Source organism: Planctomicrobium limosum (genome assembly GCF_051465645.1).
In the GTDB taxonomy this organism is placed as follows: domain Bacteria; phylum Planctomycetota; class Planctomycetia; order Planctomycetales; family Planctomycetaceae; genus Planctomicrobium.
Window position 1 is genome coordinate 2,172,533 of sequence record NZ_CP195790.1, and the last position, 20,344, is coordinate 2,192,876.

Genomic DNA, 20,344 nt, shown 5'->3' on the forward strand with positions numbered 1-20,344 from the left:
AGATTCAGCCGCAATTAGGGACGGTCGCTCCATGGCAACGAAGAGCGTGAAGGCCAGACAGGGCACCACGGACACAACTAGACAGTCCTGATAACCAATTTTCCGCTACAGGAACTCAAATTGGGTGCTTTGCCAACAAAAAGGCCGCGTGCAATTTGCACGCGGCCCATGTTCGAAAGCACTCGCAAACTTCAGCAGACTAAGTCAGTCAAGCAGCTTTGCTGACAATACTGAGCTGTCGTGATGGAGCACTGTAAAGTCGTTCGTAGACCGGGCAGGTATTCACCAGCTGATCGTGCGATCCCGACGCGATGATGTGTCCGTTCTCCATCACAACAATGCGCGTGACGAGGGACAGAAGGCTCTGAGACAGGGTGTGTGAGATCACGAATGTCGTGCGGCCTTTGACAAACTCTTTCAACGCTTCGTGAATCAGTGTTTCACTCTCAGCATCAGCAGCGGATGTCGCTTCGTCCAGAATCAGAATCGACGGGTCGCGAAGAATCATTCTGGCGAGAGCAATCCGTTGACGCTGACCGCCGGAAAGTTCTTTTCCTTTTCCACCAATCGGGGTATCGAATCCGTTTGGCAGCCCTTTGATGATCGGTAAGACGTGTGCCCGACGAGCAGCCTCTTCGACCTCTGCTCGGGTGGCGTTGTCCGAACCGTATTTAATGTTCTCGAAGATCGTGCCGTCAAACAGAACGGTATCCTGCATCACGATCCCCACCTGAGACCGCAGGTCGCTCAAAGCGATATCTTTGATCGGGCGACCATCGAGCAGGATCTCTCCAGACTCAGGGTCGTAGTACCGTGGCAGCAGATTGACGAGAGTCGATTTACCGCAACCATTGGTCCCAACGATGGCCACAACATCACCGAACTTCACGTTCAGGTCGACATGCTCCAGCGCGAGGCCTCGTTGCACCTGAGTCTCTTTTCCATGGTAGCGGAACGAGACGTCGCGGAACTCGATATTGCGATGGTGTCGCTCTGGTGGAGCGCTGTTTTCAGGTGCGGTAATCAGACTTTCCCGATCAATCATCGTAAAGATGCGGTCAATCGCAGCTGTCGCCCGTTTCAGACGCGGAACCACGGAAGACATACGGCGGCAAGGGTCGAGGAGTCCGGCCAGCAAGGCATAAAACATGCCGAGTTCCGCGACGTCCATCGCCTGATAGGAAAGCTGGATTCCCCAGATCTCCGTCTTCTGTCGCATGACCAGATAAGCTCCGGGAATCAAGGCGGCGAACATCGCTCCCAACCCCAGCAACTCCAGCAGCGGCTTCCCGGCAGCATCAATGCGAATCACTCGCATCGCTTTGCGGAAGTACTGCTTGTACTGCTCATCAAACTGCTTCTGATGGTGCTCAGCATTGTGATAACCAATCACAACTTTCAGCCCATCGAACGTCTCTTCAAGAACCTTATAGATGAGAGACATGCTCTCCATCATGCGACGACTGGCTCGCTTCAGCAACGAACCCATCTTCGCCAGAAACAGCCCCAACAGCGGAATGAAGATCAGCGCCAACAAGGTCAGTCGCCAGTTCACCCACAAGGCCAGCACCATACAGGCCAGACACTTCAGCGGCTCTCGAATCACACGTCCACCGAGGGTCGTGATCCCCTGAGAAAGCTGTTCGGCGTCATATGTAAACCGTGACATCAGCCCATGCTGGCCTTCGAGCTGCAGAGACTGATAATCCAATTTCAATACGTGCTTCAACAGGTCTTTTCGAAGTCCCATCACCGCTGCTTCAGAAACATTGCCAATCAGCATGTCCTGAAAATACATGAACATCCCTTTGACTGCGGTCGCTCCCAGCAGAATCGCAAACAGCATGCACAAAGTCTGAAATTCGCTTTGTGGAACGAACGGCAAGATATACACCTTCAGCCAGCTGTATTGATAAAGCTGCCACTGAAACGCTGCCAGATCGCGCTGACGCTTGGCTTTTGACTGCAACAGTTCGACATAGCCGGCGTTGCCATGCTCGCCATGCATCCCTTCGAACTCACGGATCCGCTGTTCAGTCGCTTCGGTCTCGACCAGCAATCGCTGAACATTCGATTCTGAAGACGTGATTTCCTGTTCGACATACTGATGGATACTTGTGTTTTCCAGCAGCAGTTTAATGATCGGGAAGGCGACTGTCAGATTAGCTCCCCAAAGCCCTGCGATGAGCAGGCCGAGAACCATCGAGCCGAAAAGTCGGGCGCGATGCGGTCGGAGGTAGGGCCAAAGTCTGGGAAAGCTATCCACGTGTCGTTCCGTGACTGGGGATGAATTACTTGCAACGTCCTGTTGTGGGAATTTAACTCGTTTTGTGGTCTCTGTGTCCAGACGAATCGTGGGCGCGCGAAATCAGAACGACTATGCTGTGTGAAATCCTGTTTTTTCTATGCGTCTTCTGCCCCATCGAGTCTCGTCCATGTCCCGTTTTGCTGAGCGACTTCATCAAGCAATTCAACAAAAAAAGACCCCGGCACTGGTCGGCCTCGACCCTCGCTGGGAACAGTTGCCATCCGAATTGCGAAATCGGGCACAAGAAACAGGCGGCAGCACATGGGAAATTCAGGCAAGAGCATATGAAGAGTTTTGCTATCGGGTGATCGATGTCGTCGCTGGACTCGTCCCGGCAGTCAAACCCCAATCAGCATTCTTTGAAGCGACCGGACCTCAAGGGCAGATCGTTCTCCGAAACGTGATCCGCCGCGCTCGAGACGCCGGGTTAATTGTCATCTGCGATGCCAAACGAGGGGACATCGGTACAACTGCAGAAGCCTATGCCGCCGCTTATCTTGCAGGAGAAGACCCGGACGCCGCGCCATACGCATCAGACGCGTTGACCATCAACCCTTACATGGGCGTCGACACTCTCCAGCCATTTGTTGACCGAGCCAGCGAAGTCGGAGCAGGTCTCTATGTTCTCGTCAGAACAAGCAATCCCGGCGCCAGAGACTTTCAAGACAGAACCACCGACGGCGAAACGCTTTACTCAGCTGTTGCATCTCAAGTGGAAGCTCTGGCACAACTGACAGCGAACGGCGGTCCATACGGATTGGTTGGCGCCGTCACCGGAGCAACCTACCCGGAGGAACTCTCGATCCTTCGTAAAGCGATGCCACACTCGCCATTGTTGATCCCGGGCTACGGAAGCCAGGGAGGAACCTCCAAAGATGTCGCCGCCGCATTCGACCAGAACGGTCTCGGGGGACTCGTCAATAATTCCCGCGGAATCCTGTTTGGATACAAGAAGGGTCCGCTGGCTGAACAATTCGGAGAAGCACGCTGGGAAGAAGCGGTTCATGCGGCAACCGTCGCAATGATCGCCGATCTGGCCGCGAACACACCGGCAGGAGCCCTGTCTGCCAACTAATCGGACACGACATCGCACGAAGAGCCGCCAGAATCCCAGATTCCGGCGGCTCTTTCTGTGCCATACTCTCAACACACCTGAAACGGCACGTTCGCGCCTTCGCAATTGACAGAATCGACAGAATCGATACGATCAAACCGTCTCAGGTCATTCTTTCGACGCTCAAGTGGCTTCTACTTCTCTCAACAGAGAGGGTGGTCCCTTGGAGCAGTATCGTCGTATGCCAGGCACTCTGGAAGCCGATCGCGCCTGTCAGCAGGCTTGGCTCAGCTACGCCAAAGGCGATTTCGTTTCTGCTGACCGCGTGTTTGAAACCGCTTTACACACGCACTTTTCCTTGACGATTCTCGCTGACTGGGCGAAATCCCTCCGATTCAGAGGACGCCTGAGCCATGCCGTTGCACTCTTCGAGCAGGGCTGGAACCACGCGAGAAGAATGAGGCGTTCACTTCCCGAAACGCTCTTCTGCCTAGAACTTGCAGCGTGCAACCGGCTCATGGAGGACATCATTGGGCACCGGCAATTCGTCCAGCTTGCCTGGCGAAGCCATTTCCATCGCATCGAGAACGGAGCGACAGAAAATGAGATCACTGCCGACGATGCCATCCCTCCTCAACTCTCTCTGGAACAAGCCTTTGTGTGTACTCACTCCGGCAATCACAGAGAAGCTCTGAATTGGGTCGACCGATTCAAAGAAGCGAGAGCATCAGACAACGAGAGTCAGCCAGAAGTACTGCGAGTGCGCGCATCATTCGAATGGCAATCAGGTTCCGGAAGAAGCGCCATCTCATCTCTTCAAGAATCTTGTCAGCAATCTTTGATGCATGGGGATTTTCACTCGAACATCCTGAACGGGAAGCTGGGTTCAAACTGGGCACTTCAATTAGAAGACCAGAGAGCGGGAATTGATTTTCTCAAAAACGCACTGCACTCAGCAAACACGATTCACGACCGGGATTCTGCCGTCGAACTTCAGGGATGGATCGGCCGACTCAACCGTGCCCAACGTCTCCTCAGTTCCAACGCGATCCTGAATTAAATCGTTTCGAATAACGAAACATCGCATCCAACACTGAGAATCGACACCGAATCGCATGCGATTCATTCTCAGTATTCCCCTACATACCTAAGACGCAAGCAGGACAAGAAGCTCAAACTCGCACCCAGAAAAGGACACCTGAAACAGTTCTTCAGAACTGTTTCGTTACATGAAACGACGTGTACCAAAATGTGAAATACGTCAATCACTCAACAGTACAAAACTGTTCGCTCAGATATGGCGATTCGCCTGAATCCATGTCTGTTTCGGTTCTGGAAATACCCTAGAATGTCGTGAAAGGATGCATGGCGGCAAATCAGGTATCGACATATGATGCCGTCTCGTCACCGTCGACAGCGGAATTCTCCAGCCGTCAAATTTTCAGCTGCCTGCCATTCAGGTGCGATCCTTAATTGCGATTTCAGAATGGATTCCGAGCGCCCGGCAGTTCCATTTTAGTGAAAGCTGCATGACTACCAGCAGGGATGTAGATTCCGAAATGATTGATGCCACCCGCCTGTTCTCTGCAGGTGAACATGGGGCATCGGGAGCGAGCGTGTATACGTCTGCGTCGGAGCTAAACGAACAGTATCAGGCGATCATCGAAAGCAACGATGTCTCCTGGGAAATGACATACCGTCTGATCTCACGGCTGGGAGCCGGAGGACAGGGGGTCGTTTTCCTGGCTGATCGTTCCGGTGCGTTTGATGTCACATTTCCACTCGCACTCAAATTTTTCCGCCCCGACGGCTATCCAGACGTGCAAACCTACCGCCGCGAGATGGCTCGCATGGCGCGGGTGAACATGGAAACGGCGCGGATACAGCAGGACCACCTCGTCGACGTCTACAATGTCGTCGAATATCAGGGGATTCTCGTTCTCGTCTCAGAATGGGTGGACGGCTACGACCTTCGCCAGTTGACCACTCCGAAATTACTGAAGCAGATCAAACGCTCGGTGGATAACGATCGCTGGTCATACATTAATGACGTGATCATCACCGACGCCGGATTCCAGTCGCGAATGATGCCCGGTGTGGCCATTGCCATTATCCGCGAATGCCTTTCCGGGCTCGCTGCACTTCACCGGCAGGGAATCATCCATGCCGACCTGAAACCAGCAAACGTCATGGTGAAACAAACCGGCAATTGCAAAATCATCGATCTCGGATCGGCGTTTCTTCGTGATGAACTGCCGATTCGCCCGACTTGGACACCACGATACGCCGGCGTCGAAGTTCTGGAAGGGGCACCACACACGCCACTCTCAGACCTCGCCAGCCTTGGATACGTCCTGCTCGAACTGCTGACAGGGAAATACCCGTTCGCCGGGGTGGCAGATGTCGCTGAACTCATCAGTGTGAAGAAAGATATCTGGCGGCGGATTCCTGATTTGCTGCCAAAAGATGTCGCGAGAAATGGAACACTCGTTCACATGATTTCGAAGATGATCGCGCCGAATCCGGCCGATCGATTTGCATCACTGGAAGAAGCGGATCTTTCCCCAACGGGAGCCGCTGAAATCGACAGACAATTGGTCAAAGTCAACATGACCACCGAAGTCGAGAACGAAATGAGAATCCTCCTGCGGGAATTGTCGCAAACGCGACAAGCCGAAGCAGAACTGAGTCGTCTTAGAACGACCGGATGAGGCCGATCGAACCAGTCGAGCATGTCTTCAGAGCCGTTTTTCACACATTGAAAAGCGGCTCTCTTCATATTCCATTTACGTGCCATTCCATACGCATGCGTGAGTGTGAATTGCATGTGGAAACGGGAACCGTGCAAACTTCTCTGTCCGGTTCTGGATTCGGTTTGGCCGACTTACTAAATTAATCGCACATTCCGACGAAAATGCGTGCAGCCTGAACTCAATATTCACGGCAGCCGGTCATCAATGACTTCTGGAGCTTCAATTGATTCAGCCAGCCTCTGTTCATGATCTGTGTGGACTGATCCCCCATGCCAAGCAGTATCGTGCGACAATTCTGGAGACTCGGGAGCTGGCGGCACACACGCACGTTGTGCGAGTTGCCTGCCCGGAAGTTGCTCAACAGATGATCCCTGGCCAGTTCTTCATGATCCGTCCAGACCGCGGAACCGATCCCATGCTCGGGCGTCCGTTTGCCCTGTATGACACGATTCTGGACGAGAATGGAACCCCCGTTGCGTTTGAGTTCGCATATCATGTCGTTGGCAAAATGACCAAGTTGATGAGCCAATGGCAGTCAGGCCAGAACGTAGAGATCTGGGGTCCGTTGGGGAATGGGTTCCCACTCTTTCAGGGGAAGCACCTACTCTGCGTTGGTGGGGGAATTGGTTACACCCCATTCTTTGCAGTCGCCAGAGAAACACTCCGTCTTCGAACATACGGAACAGACACAACCCGACGCCCCGTTGATGGTTCGACACCCCCAAAAGTCTCATTGTTTTACGGGGTGCAATCAAAACGGTTTCGAGCGGACTTAACCGATCTCGAAGCGTTGTCAGGGCTGAATATTTCAATTTCCACGGACGACGGAACCGAAGGCCACAAAGGGTTCGTCACCAGTCTGATCGAAGAAGCATTCCAAAGCAGCGATCGCCCGGATGGCGTCTATTGCTGTGGACCAGAACCGATGATGCACGCTGTTGCCCGCCTCTGCCGCAACGCCGGAATCCCGTGCTGGTTGTCCCTGGAAACTCCAATGGCGTGCGGGTTCGGAGCCTGCTTCAGCTGTGTGACAAAAGTGCGAGACACCAGCAACGAAGAGGGCTGGGACTACCGCCGCACTTGCGTTGAAGGTCCGATCTTCCCAGCCGAACAACTTCTGATCGATTAGACCTTTTCGGTCTATCATGTGTGTTCACGCAACGGCCCTCTCGAAAGTAAGGGCCGATTGCTGCATGCCAGAAATTGCCGATCGCTCTTAGATCAGCAGAGTCATCGAAACGATGACGGCGAGAATACCAAGTATCCCCAGAGCGACATACCACCAGGGTTTTCCGCTCCAGATCGAACCTGACGATGTCGCCCCCGGGATGATGTAATCACCACAAAGAGGACAGCGGTCAGTGTCTTCGTAAACTTCGGCACCGCAACTCGGACAAGGGACCGTTCCCGGTTCATCCGAGTCCTCCGGGTAATCGTCGTCCCAGTCATCGCTCTCATCGAATTCGTCGTATCGACTCATGATCCCTGAGCTTCATTGAGGCAGCATCTTCATGTGCGACTTGCGGTTCTTCCCATGGGCGACCGCTGTGTTGCAGTCTCATGGTCAAAACACCATCTATTCTTGCTGACTCGCAACGAATTGGGAATCGATATAACGAGTGAACACATATAGGATTCCCGCAAATCGATCTGCGTCACTCAGGCTTCGAGACCATTTCATTTTGGAAATTTTTCAAAGTTCCTGTACGAAAACCGGCCTCAGCCCCCACTAAATAAGTGGCATTACTGTGTGCAGGAGAGATTCGATGCGGCTGACTCTACGAACCATCTTGGCTTATCTTGACGATGTTCTCCCTCCCGGTCAGGCTCGCGAAATTGGCGAGAAAATCACCGAAGGAAAAGAAGCATCCGCACTCGTGGCAAGGATTCGGGACGTTTTACGCCGCCGACGCATTGGTGCTCCGGAGATCGCCGGCCCCGGTTCCGGCCCCGACCCGAATGTGGTTTCGGAGTATCTGGAGAACCTGTTACCGCCGAATCAGGTTGTCGAGCTGGAACGACTGTGTCAGGCATCGGATGTGCATCTCGCTGAGGTCGCTGCATGCCACAAAGTGCTGACAATGGTCCTGGGGCAACCAATCGACGTCTCAGATGAACTGTCCGAACGGATGTATCTTCTGGGATCGGATAAGGCGGCTCACACGGCCAAAGAGTCGGCTCCTACTCAACCGATGACAGAAGGAATGGGGAAATCCTCGACATCCCCGTTCTCTTCCGGGCTGCCTGACTACCTGCTGCAGAAGCCATTCCTGCAACGTTACCGCATTCCAATCATTGTCACGGCCGTTTTCGCTGGCTGGCTAGCCCTGATCGCCAACGATTCTTCGCTCTGGAACAAGCAAACAGATGCCCCGCCTCTGGCGGAGACAGTCACCGAGCCAACGGGGGCTGATGTGGCTATGAACGGAGCAAAGGGAGGGGGAACTCCTGCTCCAAACTCAGGGGCGGATGCACCAGTTGTGATGGGAAGTCATCCGATTATCGCCGCTCCCCCCGCAGGTGCTCAGCCAGGCGAAGAAGTACCAAAACTCACACCGGGACAAACTCCATTAAACGACGTGGAGATGCCTGCTGTCGCGACGCCAGCTCCAACAGCGCCGATGACTCCCGCCGATCCACGAGTTGCGATGCCTGCACCAAACAACACCCCGCCCATGGCAGGACCTGTCGTTCCAGTTCTCCCGGAAACGCAGCCTGAACTGGACATGACTTACCTGAGCGGCGATTCCGTTGTGGTAGAAGCCAATTCCACCCGACCAGGTTGGCACCTTGCTTCCGAACAACTCGAAGTTGAAGTTGGACAGGAAATCGCATCGCCAGTTCCGTTTCGAAATTCGTACCGCATCGGAGACAACCTCCAGTTGACACTGCATCCGGGAACACGTGTTCAACGAATTATTCGAACCAACGGAACTGACGTCGGCATCTTGTTAAGACGAGGACAATTGAATTTCTATCACCCGGCAGAATCGCAGAACCCAACTGGAGTTCGCCTGAGAATTCTTGGCCGCGATTGGGTAATTTCGGCCTTAACTCCCGGCACTCGTTTCGGGATCGAGCTAATTCCACCGACCCCTAATGGACCACCAGCAGAGATGCATGGAATGTCAATCGGGGGAGGAATCGTCGTCGCCGAAGGCCGGATCTCCGTCGTCACAGCCGGACAGCCTGTCATGGAGCTGACTCCAGAGAGCGGCTATGCACGCTGGCCAGTCGAAGGATCAGGTCTGGTCACAAAAGTTGACCTGACAATCCCTGAATGGGCGCAGCCTGATCCGCCGATCATGACGCCAGCGGCTCGTCAATTTGCGAAGCACTTCCAGAAAGAATTTGCGATTGGACAACCGATTCTCGACAGCATTGGACCGATCACAAAAGATCGTCGGGCCGGAATCTCGGATCTCGCCGTCAAAACAATGGCACTCATCTCGGAATGGGAAGTCCTTGTTCCTGCACTCAAAAGTGATCATCAGGAATCGCGACTTTCTGCCATTGATGGATTGCGACAATGGCTCGCAGTGAATCCAGGGCAGGAAGAGGCCCTGAAAGTCGAGTTGGCCAAAACATTCGCAGCAGAAAAAGTGGATTCCATCGTTCGCCTACTCTGGGGATTCAATGCTGAAGACGCCGAAAACCCTGAACAATCGAAGCAGCTGATCGAATGGATGAAGGACGACGAGATTGCCATTCGTGAATTAGCATTCTTCTATGTGTCGAAACTCACGGCGAGAACCCATGATTACCTGCCGATGGCCCCTCCTGCAGAGAGAAAATCTGCTGTACAGAGATGGGAAGAGTATTTAAAACGCAACAATGGAACGCTTGTTGCAAACTGACCTCTACCAAATTCAGACGTGCGCCGCGTAATTTGGTAAAACTAGGTCTTATGCGCCGAATTTTCCGGGCACTTTTTGAGTCTTGTTCTACCTTTTCCCCAGAACGGACTCTGAGAGTGCGAGAGCATTCGCAACGAAACATTCGGAACAGTCAGTAAATCCTGCAAATTGAATGCAACAAGTGCATCGGGTTTATCGTGTTGTACCCGCCGCACTCCGGCGATTACTGCCGATAATACGCAGTGCGGTGTAAATCAAATCCACTTCTGGACCGATTTGATTTCTACGCCTGCTCATGAGGATGCGTGGTGCAGCGGCCTGGGCCGCAATACAGGAATAAATAACGAGCAGCGTCTGGCGGACAATGGCTTCAGGGATTGGAGCGAATGTGTCTAATTCCAGTCATTGATAATCGACGTAGATCCAGCCATGAGACGCACTGTCAATTTCCTTTTCAGACTCCTTGCCTGCTCGCTGATTGCATTGCCGGTCACAGCAGATGAAACCGTCCCGTTATTCATCCCTGAACCAGCACTTGCTGCGGCAACGGACGACTCACAGGCAGTTACTCAATCGCGGCCGATTCCATTTCCGGAAAACGCAACACAGATTGCATCCCTGCCCATTCCGGAAGTCGACACCCTCAGCCAGTACCCAACGGTTCCAGCCCAGACCTGTCAGGGTGGTTACTGGATCGTCAGCAGCCGGAATTCCATTCAGAGCATTCACGATGTCTGTCGCGGCCCTTGGGGACTTAACGTTTACCAGCGTCTCCCCTCCGGTCAGCTCGTCGGAAGCAACATTTCCTCACTGAAGGCCCAACTGAATCCAAACCTCCCTGTCTGTGTCTTCTCGCATGGAAGTTTTGTGAGCTGGGAAAGTCAGTGTCGTCAGGCCCATGCACTCTACCAGCGGATGTCTGCCTGCTATGGCGAGAATCTCCAGATGATCTTCTTCACCTGGCCGAGTGACGGACCAAAGACTTTCATCCCGTCAATCGATGTTGCCGTACGGGCCCGTCGCGCAGACTTCAATGGCTTCCACTTCGCCTATCTTGTGTCTCAAATTCCTGAAGCCTGTCCAGTGACGCTGATGGGACACAGTCATGGGGTCGCAATTGTTCTTTCTGCGTTGCACCTTGCAGGCGGTGGATCGGTTGAAGGGCACTACTTCCCATATTCCATGGGTGCCAACCGCCGCTACCGAGCTGTTCTTGCAGCTGCAGCCATTGATCATAACTGGCTCAACCCGGGACAACGTTACGGATGTGCCCTGAACCGGTTGGAATGCTTGTTGAATCTGCGGAATCGACACGATCTTGCGTTGGCGTTCTACCCACTCTCGCGCCCATTTGCTGTTCGAGCCTTGGCACGATCCGGATTCACGAACCGAGACTATGATCAGGTCGGTTACAACTCCGGAAAAATTCGCGAAGTCGATGTCACTGCATATCTCGGGACCAGCCATCAATGGCCAGACTATTTCCAGCAGCAAGTAATCGTGCGAACGATTGTCCCATACTTGCACTTCTAAAAGCATCTGACGCTCGCTGAAACACGAAGCGACTGGATTCCATTCATGTGAATCCAGTCGCTTTTTTATTCCAAAATCAGAATTTGCAGCGTCCTTCAGCCCAGGCAATCAATTGAGCAACTTGGGCAGACCGACTCGCTGGCAGTACGCCAGCAAAGGACATTCAGTGCACTTGGGACGTCGAGCGATACAGATCTTTCGTCCGTGATGAATAATGCGATGAGAGTAGTCGATCCAGGAATCTCTCGGGAGAAGTTTCATCAAGTCACGTTCGATGACTTCGACATTCGAACTCTTTGTCAGCCCCAGAAGTGTACTGATGCGCCGCACGTGGGTATCGACAACGACGCCCTTCGCAATACCAAACGCGACACCCAGCACAACATTGGCCGTCTTTCTCCCGACGCCCGGCAACGCCACAAGCTCTTCGATCGTTTGTGGAACAACACCTTGATGGTGATCAACCAGTGCGTGAGCCAATCCTGACAGACTTCGAGCCTTGGCGCGAAAGAAACCGGTACTCTGGATGAGTGTCTCAATCTCTTCGAGAGACGCCTGCTTCAGTGCTTCTGGAGTTGGATACGCCTCAAACAGCGCCGGAGTGACCATGTTCACTCGCTGATCAGTGCACTGCGCCGACAAAATTGTTGCGACAACAAGTTCAAATGGGTTCTTGTGAACCAAAGCACATTCAGCGATCGGGTAACTGACTTCCAGTTGCTTCAGAATTTTCTGAGCGCGAAGCTTTCGCTCTCCAACTGACTCGGCCATCGAAGAGCAACCACGCCTTACTGGTAAAAGAGTTGGGATCAAGAACTCTGTTTTGACAACGAAACCACCAGAAGACAACTTCAGCCGCAGCGACCATGAACTCTCATCCAACCTGCCAGGAGTTGAGTGAACAGGGCCTCAGCCATGCCGACACACCAGGGCATCGTTTCAAAGAGGTGACGTTTCTGTCCCGCGGCATTCAATCTCATGTTGAGAAGATTGCCGACGAGCCCAACCATCCACCGACTGGTCGACTTGATCTCTAAAGAAGATTCAGCTTCTTTGGTCGAGTCACAGGAGGACGACAGCATGCATCACACAGCCCGTAAACTTCGGTTCTGTGTCCATCGATACGAAAGCCGTGATCGCGACCGACCTGCTCCAGAATCTTGGAAATCTCTTCGTTATGGAACTCGATCAGAGACCCACAACGGTTACAGATCAAGTGATCGTGTTGCGGGTAGCCATAATCGTGTTCATAAAGATCACGGTCATCCTGACGAGCGATTTTTCGAATCAAACCAGCTTCTTCAAGATGCTTGAGTGATCGATAAATCGTCGAACGGCTCACCCGCTTCCGGTCGTTTCTTCGTGTCAGTCGCTGAATCAGCTGCTCAGCATCGAAGTGTTCGTGGGATGCGAAGACTTCGTCCACAATGATCGCCCGTTCCGGCGTCATTCTTAGACTTTTAGTTGCCAGAAACTCGCGGTATTTCTCCGCAGGTGCGACGGCAACTCGAATCGTCTCCAGATCCAACTCCGACACAACACAGCCTTTCAAGCAACACAGCAAACCTCAGAAACTCCACGCACGGAGAGAATCAGTCGGCCAAAATGCCGAGCATTCGCTCAATTGCCGCATCCAGCTTTTCCGGAGTTTCGTAAGTTCCGGCTTCAATTTCACGCTTGATGCGTGCCAAGCGTTCTGCCCGAGTTTCGACCGAAGTCGAACCTTGAGCCGACTCGCCTGAGTTGGCTGAAGAATTTGGCAATGATTTCCGGGATCGTTTCATAACTGCCTCGGAAGGCAGGGAACTACCGTCGTTGCCCTGCACAGGACCAATCATCAACGGCAGAATCTGCCGGTTATTGTAGTCCAATCCCCCAGCAAGAAACAATCCGGGTTTGCGTGACTTGAAATGAATTGCACAGCGGTTTGAAAAGCTTGGTCGCATGGAATTGCTCCGGCGACCGTCCTGGTGCTTTGTTTACACGCAAATCAATTGCGTGGCATCCTGCATTGAAAAGTTGAGTGATTCCGCCTTTGAATCACTGTTTTTGTAGAAGTTATTATCGGCACCGCCAGTGGGATGACTCCACAAAATCGACGGCTGTTCACCAAAAATGCTTCGATGCAGACCGATGTCTCCCGTGGAACTCTGGCCTGCTTACCCACAGAGCCCCCAGCGCCGCACTTCACCCAGAAGACGCAAGGGATTGCACATCCAAGTGTTACAGAGAACGTACCGAAGCAGACTCGACGAGAAAGTAGCCTGCAAGTTTAGAACGGCTGCACGCCGCGAAGCATTTTTCGCGCTGAAGATGCGATGCACGAATCGACTTCAATGTCGCCCACGAAGATTCCGCGAAGACTCTCTTCGTCAAACTACGAGAGATCGTCATCTGACTTACCGGTCAGCGTCTCAACGGCCTTGCCCAGCTCTTCTTCGAGTGGCTTCAGGTGTTTCCTAAAAACATCCAGCCAGAGTGAATCGCCACTCACCGGTGCTTCGGTTGGTGATTCATGTGTCCCAGACGCGACTGATCCCAACGACGCCCCAACTCGATTGGACGCCCCTTCAACCCATTCCACATAATATGCGGTGACTAATTCCGGAGCCCATATTGCCTCAGGTTGAACAGCCTCCCCAGTGTGCATCTTTGCAACCGGCTCAATCGGAGTACATGAAGGGAATTCAGGTGGTGAGATTAATGCATTGAAGCCAAGCAGAAGTCCCAATCCACCAACAATACATGCCGCACCAACAGCCCCAATCGCAAGACCGCGAGAACCAGACCTGCCGGATCCGGAAACGCTCTGCAAACTCGTAAACAGTGTTTGACTGGCTTCGCGAGATTTTGTGGCGAAAGAAGCCTGCTCCTGTAATTTCGCAAGAACCAGATTCGTCAGATCCACTTGGGGAGTCGTCGAACGGAATTCAGGCATGACCTGATTCAACAGAACGTAATCTTCCCATGCAACCTGACAAGCAGCGTGAGTGCAGGCGCAACCATGAGAGCGAGCATCCGAACCTAAAGCGGTTCGCGTCTCGATCGCTCGATCAAGTTCCAACTGAAATTCACTGCAGTTCATTTTTCGAGTCGATTGCTTCTGAATTCGGGGCCATGCCACGTTCTCTGAGACGCTGGGCCATCAGCTTTCGACTGCGGTGCAGCCAAGTCTTTATCGTCCCCTCTGGAGCGTCCATGATTACGGCAATTTCAGAGATCCCCAATTCCTGTTCATAAAACAGAACAAAACACATTCGCTGATGTTCCTGAAGCACATCCAACGCCAACTGCAACTCTTCAGCAAGACCAGCATTATCAACCTGCGAAATCTTCACGACATCGTCGAATTCGCCTGAGACGGGATGCTTAGCCCGTTTCGTCATCGCTGTTCGACAGCGGTTTGCGGCGATCTTCATCACCCAGGGAGTCAATGGCTGCGATGAATCCCAAGACCCCAAATATTTCAGTGCCCTCACGAGTGATTCCTGTGCAACATCTTCAGCATCTTCCCGGTGCCCCAGCATTTTGAAGCACAAAGAAAAAATCTGCTGCTGATAAAGCTGCACGAATTCGCGCAGGGCGTCGCCGTCCCCTCTGAGACAGCGCTCAGCCAGAAATAAAAGCTCCTCGGCCAAATAAGTCTACCTTGGAGTCGCTATCTGAATTACCGATAACGTTGGGAAAAGGTTTCGAGATAATGAAAGAAATTACCTCCCCCAGAGACAATACGCCAGACGAACCCATCAATTCGCATGCATTTGTATTAAATCGACGCAGCCCGCCCTCAGCAAACCCTGATTTCCGCTGAAATCAAGGAGCCTCTCTCGCCCGGCCCCCGAACACACAAGGCAGGCCCGAGTTCCCTGCCGAACAGTGGAGACTCAAGCAGCACCCACGACTAGACCTGCGGCTGCTGCTGCGTCACACAATGGATCGCCCCCAATCCCCAGACAAGATCAGTGCAATCGATTCCGACGACTTCCCGATCCGTAAACAGCCCCTGAAGAACCGCAACTGCTTCCTGATCACGATGACTGCGATAGGTCGGAACCAACACTTTCGAATTAATAATCAGGAAGTTTGCATAACTCGCTGGAAGCCGGGTGTCCTCGTAGAAAACAGGCTCTGGCATCGGCAGTGACACAATCTCAAACGGACGCCCCTCCGCGTCGGTCATCGATCGCAACAGTTCCATATTCTCCTGCAGCGGGTGGTAATTCTCATCCCGAGTGTCTTCTTCCACCGCAGTCACAATCGTTCTCGGGCCAACAAATCGGGTGATGTCGTCGATATGACCATCAGTATCATCACCAACGATCCCGTCCCCCAGCCAAAGCACCTTCTTCACACCGAGAAACGACTTAAGCCTCTCTTCAATCTCCGATTGCGACAGGTTTGGGTTACGATTTTCATTCAGCAGACATGACGTCGTAGTCAACAAAACCCCTGCACCGTTGACGTCGATCGAGCCGCCCTCAAGGATCATGCCCCCGTCAAAGATTGGCTCTCCGAACTCGGAAGCAATCCGCCCCGGAACAGCGTTGTCGAGATCATAAGGGGGGTATTTGTCTCCCCAAGCGTTGTAGCCCCACTTAGTCAGCGCACGCTCCCGCTTGCCATTCACATCACGGACGACGTAGATGGGGCCATGATCACGCACCCAGGCATCATTCGTCGGATTGAAGTGGAAGTGGACGCGATCCAGATTAACACCAGCCTGCGCCAGCACGTCACGAACCTGACCAGCCATCGCATCATCTGCGACATTGATCCGAACCAATTGACAATCAGTAATGTGTTTCGCAATTTCAGCAAACACCCGCGGAACCGGCTCAAACTTTCCCGGCCAAGACGCCAGCTTATACGGCCACGATAGCCAGACTGCCTCCTGCGGCTCCCACTCGGCAGGCATCCGATAACCAAGGGACACAGGAACAGAATTCTCAGACATAATTGACAAACCCAAAAACCAAAAGAGATCCGATTAGAACTGGGAAAATCGCCGCAACTGGCGATCATAACCCCTGCGGATCAGAAACTGAACAACAGAGCCCTCAGGTGCTGTCCACCTAAGCCCAATCCCAAACCACAAGAACCAAGCGAAGAGCGCACTGCGACACATTCCAAAGAAACACCCCCAACGCCACTGCACAACCCCTCCAACGTGGACCGACTCTGCGGAAAAAACCGAAAATCCCATCAAAACCAGTCGGTCTGTAAAAATTCCATTTCCGTAACTTGTTTCCACAACACTTCGTCGCTTATACTCTCCCGCTTCCAAAATCGAAACTGGCTCGGGTTGCAATTTGACCCCGGGAATCACCATTTTGGCCTAGGTTTGAAGTCTTCAGGCACTAACTGAAGACTTTACGGTCCAAAGACCAGACCAAAGCCGCAGAATGTATCAATACGCGGAGTGCGAGGAACATGAAGGTTCGTTCGAGCGTAAAACGAGTTTGCGAGCACTGCAAAACAGTGCGCCGCAAAGGCCGTAACTACGTCATTTGCTCAGCAAATCCCCGTCATAAACAGCGTCAAGGATAGGAAGCAGGAACTATGCCTCGTGTACTCGGGGTCGATATCCCCAACGATAAGCCGACTCGCATCTCCCTGACATACCTGTTGGGCGTTGGCGATGTTCGTTCAATCGAAATCTGCCGTATTCTGGGTTTGGACCCACAACGCCGCGCTCGTGAACTGAGCGATGACGATGTTCAGCGCATCAACGCCCTTCTCGATGGCAAATACGTCGTCGAAGGACAGTTGCGTCGCCAGACTGGCGAAAACATCGCCCGCCTGAAATCAATTCAGTGCTACCGCGGTATTCGTCATCGTCGTGGCTTGCCAGTTCGCGGCCAGAACACCCAGTCGAATGCACGTACTCGTAAGGGTGCGAAGAAGACAGTGGCAGGTAAGAAGGGCGTGAAGGATATGCGTCACTAAAAGTGACGGATCTTCACTGCAAGTGTCTTCTGCCAGTAGTTTATGATCACCAGTCGATGGCAAACATCGCCTGGTGATCTTCCGACACAAGCAGCTGCGTATTGGCTTGGTGTCTTGTTGGGTAATATTTGGGTCGTCGTAAAACACGCGGCCATTTAAATAAAGTGCATCCGAAGGGGTTCGTTTGTGGCAAAGGTGAAGCAGAAAAAGCGAGTCCGTCGTAACGTGACTCGCGGTGTCGCCCATATCAAAGCAACGTTCAACAACACCACAGTGTCAATTGCTGACACAAACGGTGAAGTGCTGTGCTGGGCCTCAGCAGGAACAGTTGGCTTCAAAGGTTCACGTAAGAGCACACCATTCGCTGCTCAGCGTGCTGCTGAAACCTGTGCCGACCGGGCTCGCAAGTTCGGGATTCGCGAACTCGAAATCCGCGTCAAAGGACCAGGTTCAGGACGCGAAAGCGCCATTACCGGTCTGCAGGTTGGTGGAATTTCTGTGAAGTCAATCGAAGACGTCACACCACTGCCACATAACGGCTGCCGCCCACGTAAGCGTCGTCGCGTCTAATTGCTGTTTGCATCTGTGTGTTTCGTATCCTGGTCAATGACAAGGCGAGACACACATTTCGCATTTTCAGCCTGCTGTCTGGCACAAGTCACTTAATGTGTTTGATGTCTGCAGCGAAGTGATGCGTACATGAATGAGTTTGTGGTCCACGGAAAGGGGTTAGCAATCTCGCCCGTAACCGCTGGACGTCATAAGCAGATTGCAAATTGATTACCGGAGTATAGATCAATGAGAATTCGCTGGCGAAATCTCGAACTGCCAAGTCGCGTTGCCCCGAACCTGGAAACGATGACCTCCACTTACGGAGTATTCGTTGCAGAACCATTTGAACGTGGTTTCGGACACACGATTGCAAACAGCTTGCGCCGCATTCTGCTGTCCAGCCTCGAAGGCAGTGCTGTGACCCGCGTGAAGATCGCCGGTGTCCAGCATGAATTCACCACGATTCCAGGCGTCGTCGAAGACATCACAGATATCTGTCTGAACCTGAAATCACTGGTTGTCAAGAACTACAGCAGCACTGCCAAGACTCTGCGAATTGAACGCCATCAGCGTGGTGTTGTGACTGGCGCCGACGTCATCACCGACGATCAGGTCGAAGTCATCAACAAAGATTTGATCATCGCCACGATGACAGATGACGTTCCACTGAGCATGGAACTGACAGTTGAAAACGGTCGCGGGTACATGCCGGCAACCGAAGCTTACGAGAAGAGTCCAGAACTCGGAACAATTCCACTCGATGCTGCGTTTTCACCAGTCACACGCGTTCGATACAAAGTCGAAGAAACACGCGTTGGTCAACGTACAAACTACGATAAGTTGACACTGGAAATCTGGACCGACGGAACCGTTAAGCCAGATATGGCTCTGGTTGAAGCGTCCAAGATTCTGCGTAAGCACCTGAATCCGTTCATCAACTACCAAGAGCCTGGCCCGGAACTTCCACCAGAAGCCAGTCTCAAGGGAATGCTGGAAGCAACAGGTTACTCTCCAATCGACTTGGAGTTGGAAGACAAGCTCAATCAGAGCCTGGCGGAACTCAACCTTTCCGTCCGTGCAACGAACTGCTTGGAATCCGAAGGAATCACGAGCGTTCGAGACCTTGTTGGCCGATCAGAAGATCAGCTTCTGACTGTTCGCAACTTCGGCGAAACAACATTGTTCGAAGTTCGTGAGCGACTCGCCGAGATCGGTTTGCGTCTTGGCATGCGAGTTCCTGATCGCTTGAAGAAGCCATCCCGCTAGAGTCCAACAGCTCTAATGAGATTGTAGCGAGCGGATTTACAGGAACTTTCAGACTACTGAGACTGTCCGCACGCATCCTAGAGCAAGTAGCTCTGTTATTGTGATGCTCCTGCCGATTCACTTGGAAGTGATCACGCAGGCCGAACTACACGATCGCAAATACATCGAATGACGGTAACGTCTTCGCAAAGAATTGGATGATGAGTCATGCGACACCGCGTCAAAGGCCGTATTCTCGGCCGTAATGCCAGCCACCGCAAAGCCATGTTCAAGAACATGGCAGCAAGTCTGATCAAAACTGTCCGTAACGACAGCGATGCAGTCGGCACCCCGAAGGTTTCTGGCCGTATTGTGACAACAGTTCCAAAGGCCAAGGAACTGCGTCCGTTCATCGAGAAGCTGATCACACTGGCAAAGAAAGCTCTTCCACACGAAGCGGCTGCTGCTGAGTTTGCAACAACAGCTGAACGTGGAACAGACGAATACAAGAAGTGGCGTGAGTCAGAAAACTGGACAAAGTGGGTCAAAGCCAAAGCACCAGCTGTTGACGCTCGCCGTCGTGCATTCGCTGCACTGCGAGACAAAGAAGCTGTGACCATTCTGTTCGCAGATTTGGCTCCACGATTTGCTGAACGCACAGGCGGTTACACCCGCATCTTGCGTTTGGCGAAGCCACGTCTCGGCGATGCCGGTGAACGTGCCCTGATCGAATTCGTTGGTGTACGAGATCGCGTTAAGGGTCGTCGACAGGCTCCAGTCGTTGTCGAAGAGACACAAGAAGCATAAGTCGCTGACATCAGCGATTCTGAGTTTACGCGAGGGGTTGCGGTACATTTGTCCGCAGCCCTTCGTCGTTTAGTGGTCTGTCCTAATGCAGATTCAGTCCGATCGCAGTTGAGGTTTACGACTATCATTCATTTCAGGTGAAGTCATCCATCAGTTGCTGATGTGAGGTTCTGCCACGGAATGACACCTGAATCGATCGAAGCAACTCCGAAGACTGATCTGTTACTATGCGACCAGATTCGGTCGACACCGCGCAGAATTGGCCGATTTCTGTGGCAAACTGGATTTA

Annotated in this window: 20 protein-coding genes; 12 read left to right on the plus strand and 8 right to left on the minus strand. The window is 52.7% G+C overall.

Features of this window, described 5'->3' with window-relative positions:
* Window positions 1-208 precede the first annotated feature (208 nt).
* Complete coding sequence (locus SH527x_RS08120) at window positions 209-2,266, minus strand: ABC transporter ATP-binding protein (RefSeq protein WP_437194156.1); 2,058 nt, start codon at window positions 2,264-2,266, stop codon at window positions 209-211.
* Window positions 2,267-2,435: 169 nt separating this feature from the next.
* Between SH527x_RS08120 and pyrF the strand changes: the two genes are divergently transcribed.
* From pyrF to SH527x_RS08140, 4 genes are all read left to right on the plus strand, one after another.
* The gene (gene pyrF, locus SH527x_RS08125) at window positions 2,436-3,383 is read left to right on the plus strand and encodes an orotidine-5'-phosphate decarboxylase (protein ID WP_437194157.1); all 948 of its coding nucleotides are present in this window, start codon (window positions 2,436-2,438) and stop codon (window positions 3,381-3,383) included.
* A 220-nt stretch (window positions 3,384-3,603) separates the two neighbouring features.
* On the plus strand, window positions 3,604-4,422 hold the full coding sequence (locus tag SH527x_RS08130) for a hypothetical protein (protein ID WP_437194158.1): 819 nt from the start codon (window positions 3,604-3,606) through the stop codon (window positions 4,420-4,422).
* Window positions 4,423-4,891: 469 nt separating this feature from the next.
* On the plus strand, window positions 4,892-6,073 hold the full coding sequence (locus SH527x_RS08135; RefSeq protein ID WP_437194159.1) for a serine/threonine-protein kinase: 1,182 nt from the start codon (window positions 4,892-4,894) through the stop codon (window positions 6,071-6,073).
* Between the two features lie 265 nt (window positions 6,074-6,338).
* Window positions 6,339-7,244 carry a dihydroorotate dehydrogenase electron transfer subunit gene (locus tag SH527x_RS08140; protein WP_437194160.1) on the plus strand — a complete coding sequence of 302 codons (906 nt, stop codon included), beginning with the start codon at window positions 6,339-6,341 and terminating at the stop codon, window positions 7,242-7,244.
* 87 nt (window positions 7,245-7,331) lie between these two features.
* On the opposite strand, the gene SH527x_RS08145 is transcribed toward SH527x_RS08140, so the two are convergent.
* Window positions 7,332-7,595 carry a hypothetical protein gene (locus SH527x_RS08145; protein WP_437194161.1) on the minus strand — a complete coding sequence of 88 codons (264 nt, stop codon included), beginning with the start codon at window positions 7,593-7,595 and terminating at the stop codon, window positions 7,332-7,334.
* Window positions 7,596-7,881: 286 nt separating this feature from the next.
* Between SH527x_RS08145 and SH527x_RS08150 the strand changes: the two genes are divergently transcribed.
* Both SH527x_RS08150 and SH527x_RS08155 read left to right on the plus strand, forming a co-directional pair.
* Window positions 7,882-9,972, plus strand: a complete 2,091-nt coding sequence (locus tag SH527x_RS08150) for a hypothetical protein (RefSeq protein WP_437194162.1) — start codon at window positions 7,882-7,884, stop codon at window positions 9,970-9,972.
* Window positions 9,973-10,401: 429 nt separating this feature from the next.
* Window positions 10,402-11,505 carry a hypothetical protein gene (locus tag SH527x_RS08155; protein ID WP_437194163.1) on the plus strand — a complete coding sequence of 368 codons (1,104 nt, stop codon included), beginning with the start codon at window positions 10,402-10,404 and terminating at the stop codon, window positions 11,503-11,505.
* Window positions 11,506-11,613: 108 nt separating this feature from the next.
* On the opposite strand, the gene nth is transcribed toward SH527x_RS08155, so the two are convergent.
* The gene (gene nth / locus SH527x_RS08160) at window positions 11,614-12,276 is read right to left on the minus strand and encodes an endonuclease III (RefSeq protein WP_437194164.1); all 663 of its coding nucleotides are present in this window, start codon (window positions 12,274-12,276) and stop codon (window positions 11,614-11,616) included.
* A 95-nt stretch (window positions 12,277-12,371) separates the two neighbouring features.
* Here nth and SH527x_RS08165 point away from each other — a divergent pair, with 95 nt between their 5' ends.
* Window positions 12,372-12,542, plus strand: coding sequence for a hypothetical protein (locus SH527x_RS08165; RefSeq protein WP_437194165.1), 171 nt, complete (start codon window positions 12,372-12,374; stop codon window positions 12,540-12,542).
* Here the strand turns inward: SH527x_RS08165 and SH527x_RS08170 are convergent.
* The 5 genes from SH527x_RS08170 to SH527x_RS08190 form a co-directional block, all read right to left on the minus strand.
* Window positions 12,539-13,042, minus strand: a complete 504-nt coding sequence (locus tag SH527x_RS08170) for a Fur family transcriptional regulator (protein ID WP_437194166.1) — start codon at window positions 13,040-13,042, stop codon at window positions 12,539-12,541. The genes SH527x_RS08165 and SH527x_RS08170 overlap by 4 nt on opposite strands.
* 55 nt (window positions 13,043-13,097) lie before the next feature.
* Complete coding sequence (locus tag SH527x_RS08175; protein WP_437194167.1) at window positions 13,098-13,451, minus strand: hypothetical protein; 354 nt, start codon at window positions 13,449-13,451, stop codon at window positions 13,098-13,100.
* A 431-nt stretch (window positions 13,452-13,882) separates the two neighbouring features.
* Window positions 13,883-14,590, minus strand: a complete 708-nt coding sequence (locus SH527x_RS08180; protein ID WP_437194168.1) for a hypothetical protein — start codon at window positions 14,588-14,590, stop codon at window positions 13,883-13,885.
* Complete coding sequence (locus SH527x_RS08185) at window positions 14,577-15,143, minus strand: RNA polymerase sigma factor (RefSeq protein WP_437194169.1); 567 nt, start codon at window positions 15,141-15,143, stop codon at window positions 14,577-14,579. The genes SH527x_RS08180 and SH527x_RS08185 overlap by 14 nt, the downstream gene beginning before the upstream one ends.
* A 263-nt stretch (window positions 15,144-15,406) precedes the next feature.
* On the minus strand, window positions 15,407-16,459 hold the full coding sequence (locus SH527x_RS08190; protein ID WP_437194170.1) for an agmatine deiminase family protein: 1,053 nt from the start codon (window positions 16,457-16,459) through the stop codon (window positions 15,407-15,409).
* A gap of 476 nt (window positions 16,460-16,935) precedes the next feature.
* On the opposite strand from SH527x_RS08190, the gene rpmJ reads away from it, so the two are divergent.
* The 5 genes from rpmJ (at window position 16,936) to SH527x_RS08215 (ending at window position 20,055) form a co-directional block, all read left to right on the plus strand.
* Window positions 16,936-17,052 carry a 50S ribosomal protein L36 gene (gene rpmJ, locus SH527x_RS08195; protein WP_437194171.1) on the plus strand — a complete coding sequence of 39 codons (117 nt, stop codon included), beginning with the start codon at window positions 16,936-16,938 and terminating at the stop codon, window positions 17,050-17,052.
* A 12-nt stretch (window positions 17,053-17,064) separates the two neighbouring features.
* On the plus strand, window positions 17,065-17,451 hold the full coding sequence (rpsM, locus tag SH527x_RS08200; protein WP_437194172.1) for a 30S ribosomal protein S13: 387 nt from the start codon (window positions 17,065-17,067) through the stop codon (window positions 17,449-17,451).
* A gap of 186 nt (window positions 17,452-17,637) precedes the next feature.
* Window positions 17,638-18,021, plus strand: a complete 384-nt coding sequence (rpsK, locus tag SH527x_RS08205; RefSeq protein ID WP_092052066.1) for a 30S ribosomal protein S11 — start codon at window positions 17,638-17,640, stop codon at window positions 18,019-18,021.
* Between the two features lie 228 nt (window positions 18,022-18,249).
* Window positions 18,250-19,269, plus strand: coding sequence for a DNA-directed RNA polymerase subunit alpha (locus SH527x_RS08210; RefSeq protein WP_437194173.1), 1,020 nt, complete (start codon window positions 18,250-18,252; stop codon window positions 19,267-19,269).
* Window positions 19,270-19,476: 207 nt separating this feature from the next.
* The gene (locus tag SH527x_RS08215; RefSeq protein ID WP_437194174.1) at window positions 19,477-20,055 is read left to right on the plus strand and encodes a bL17 family ribosomal protein; all 579 of its coding nucleotides are present in this window, start codon (window positions 19,477-19,479) and stop codon (window positions 20,053-20,055) included.
* The last annotated feature ends 289 nt before the right edge of the window (window positions 20,056-20,344 follow it).

Bases quoted from the DNA above. Each gene is read 5' to 3' on its own strand.
- SH527x_RS08135 (WP_437194159.1), top strand. From the start codon at position 4,892: ATGACTACCAGCAGGGATGTAGATTCCGAAATGATTGATGCCACCCGC.
- rpsM (WP_437194172.1), top strand. From the start codon at position 17,065: ATGCCTCGTGTACTCGGGGTCGATATCCCCAACGATAAGCCGACTCGC.
- rpmJ (WP_437194171.1), top strand. From the start codon at position 16,936: ATGAAGGTTCGTTCGAGCGTAAAACGAGTTTGCGAGCACTGCAAAACA.
- SH527x_RS08145 (WP_437194161.1), bottom strand. From the start codon at position 7,595: ATGAGTCGATACGACGAATTCGATGAGAGCGATGACTGGGACGACGAT.
- SH527x_RS08175 (WP_437194167.1), bottom strand. From the start codon at position 13,451: ATGCGACCAAGCTTTTCAAACCGCTGTGCAATTCATTTCAAGTCACGC.
- pyrF (WP_437194157.1), top strand. From the start codon at position 2,436: ATGTCCCGTTTTGCTGAGCGACTTCATCAAGCAATTCAACAAAAAAAG.
- SH527x_RS08165 (WP_437194165.1), top strand. From the start codon at position 12,372: ATGAACTCTCATCCAACCTGCCAGGAGTTGAGTGAACAGGGCCTCAGC.
- SH527x_RS08190 (WP_437194170.1), bottom strand. From the start codon at position 16,459: ATGTCTGAGAATTCTGTTCCTGTGTCCCTTGGTTATCGGATGCCTGCC.
- SH527x_RS08130 (WP_437194158.1), top strand. From the start codon at position 3,604: ATGCCAGGCACTCTGGAAGCCGATCGCGCCTGTCAGCAGGCTTGGCTC.
- SH527x_RS08180 (WP_437194168.1), bottom strand. From the start codon at position 14,590: ATGAACTGCAGTGAATTTCAGTTGGAACTTGATCGAGCGATCGAGACG.
- SH527x_RS08155 (WP_437194163.1), top strand. From the start codon at position 10,402: ATGAGACGCACTGTCAATTTCCTTTTCAGACTCCTTGCCTGCTCGCTG.
- SH527x_RS08210 (WP_437194173.1), top strand. From the start codon at position 18,250: ATGAGAATTCGCTGGCGAAATCTCGAACTGCCAAGTCGCGTTGCCCCG.
- nth (WP_437194164.1), bottom strand. From the start codon at position 12,276: ATGGCCGAGTCAGTTGGAGAGCGAAAGCTTCGCGCTCAGAAAATTCTG.
- SH527x_RS08150 (WP_437194162.1), top strand. From the start codon at position 7,882: ATGCGGCTGACTCTACGAACCATCTTGGCTTATCTTGACGATGTTCTC.
- SH527x_RS08215 (WP_437194174.1), top strand. From the start codon at position 19,477: ATGCGACACCGCGTCAAAGGCCGTATTCTCGGCCGTAATGCCAGCCAC.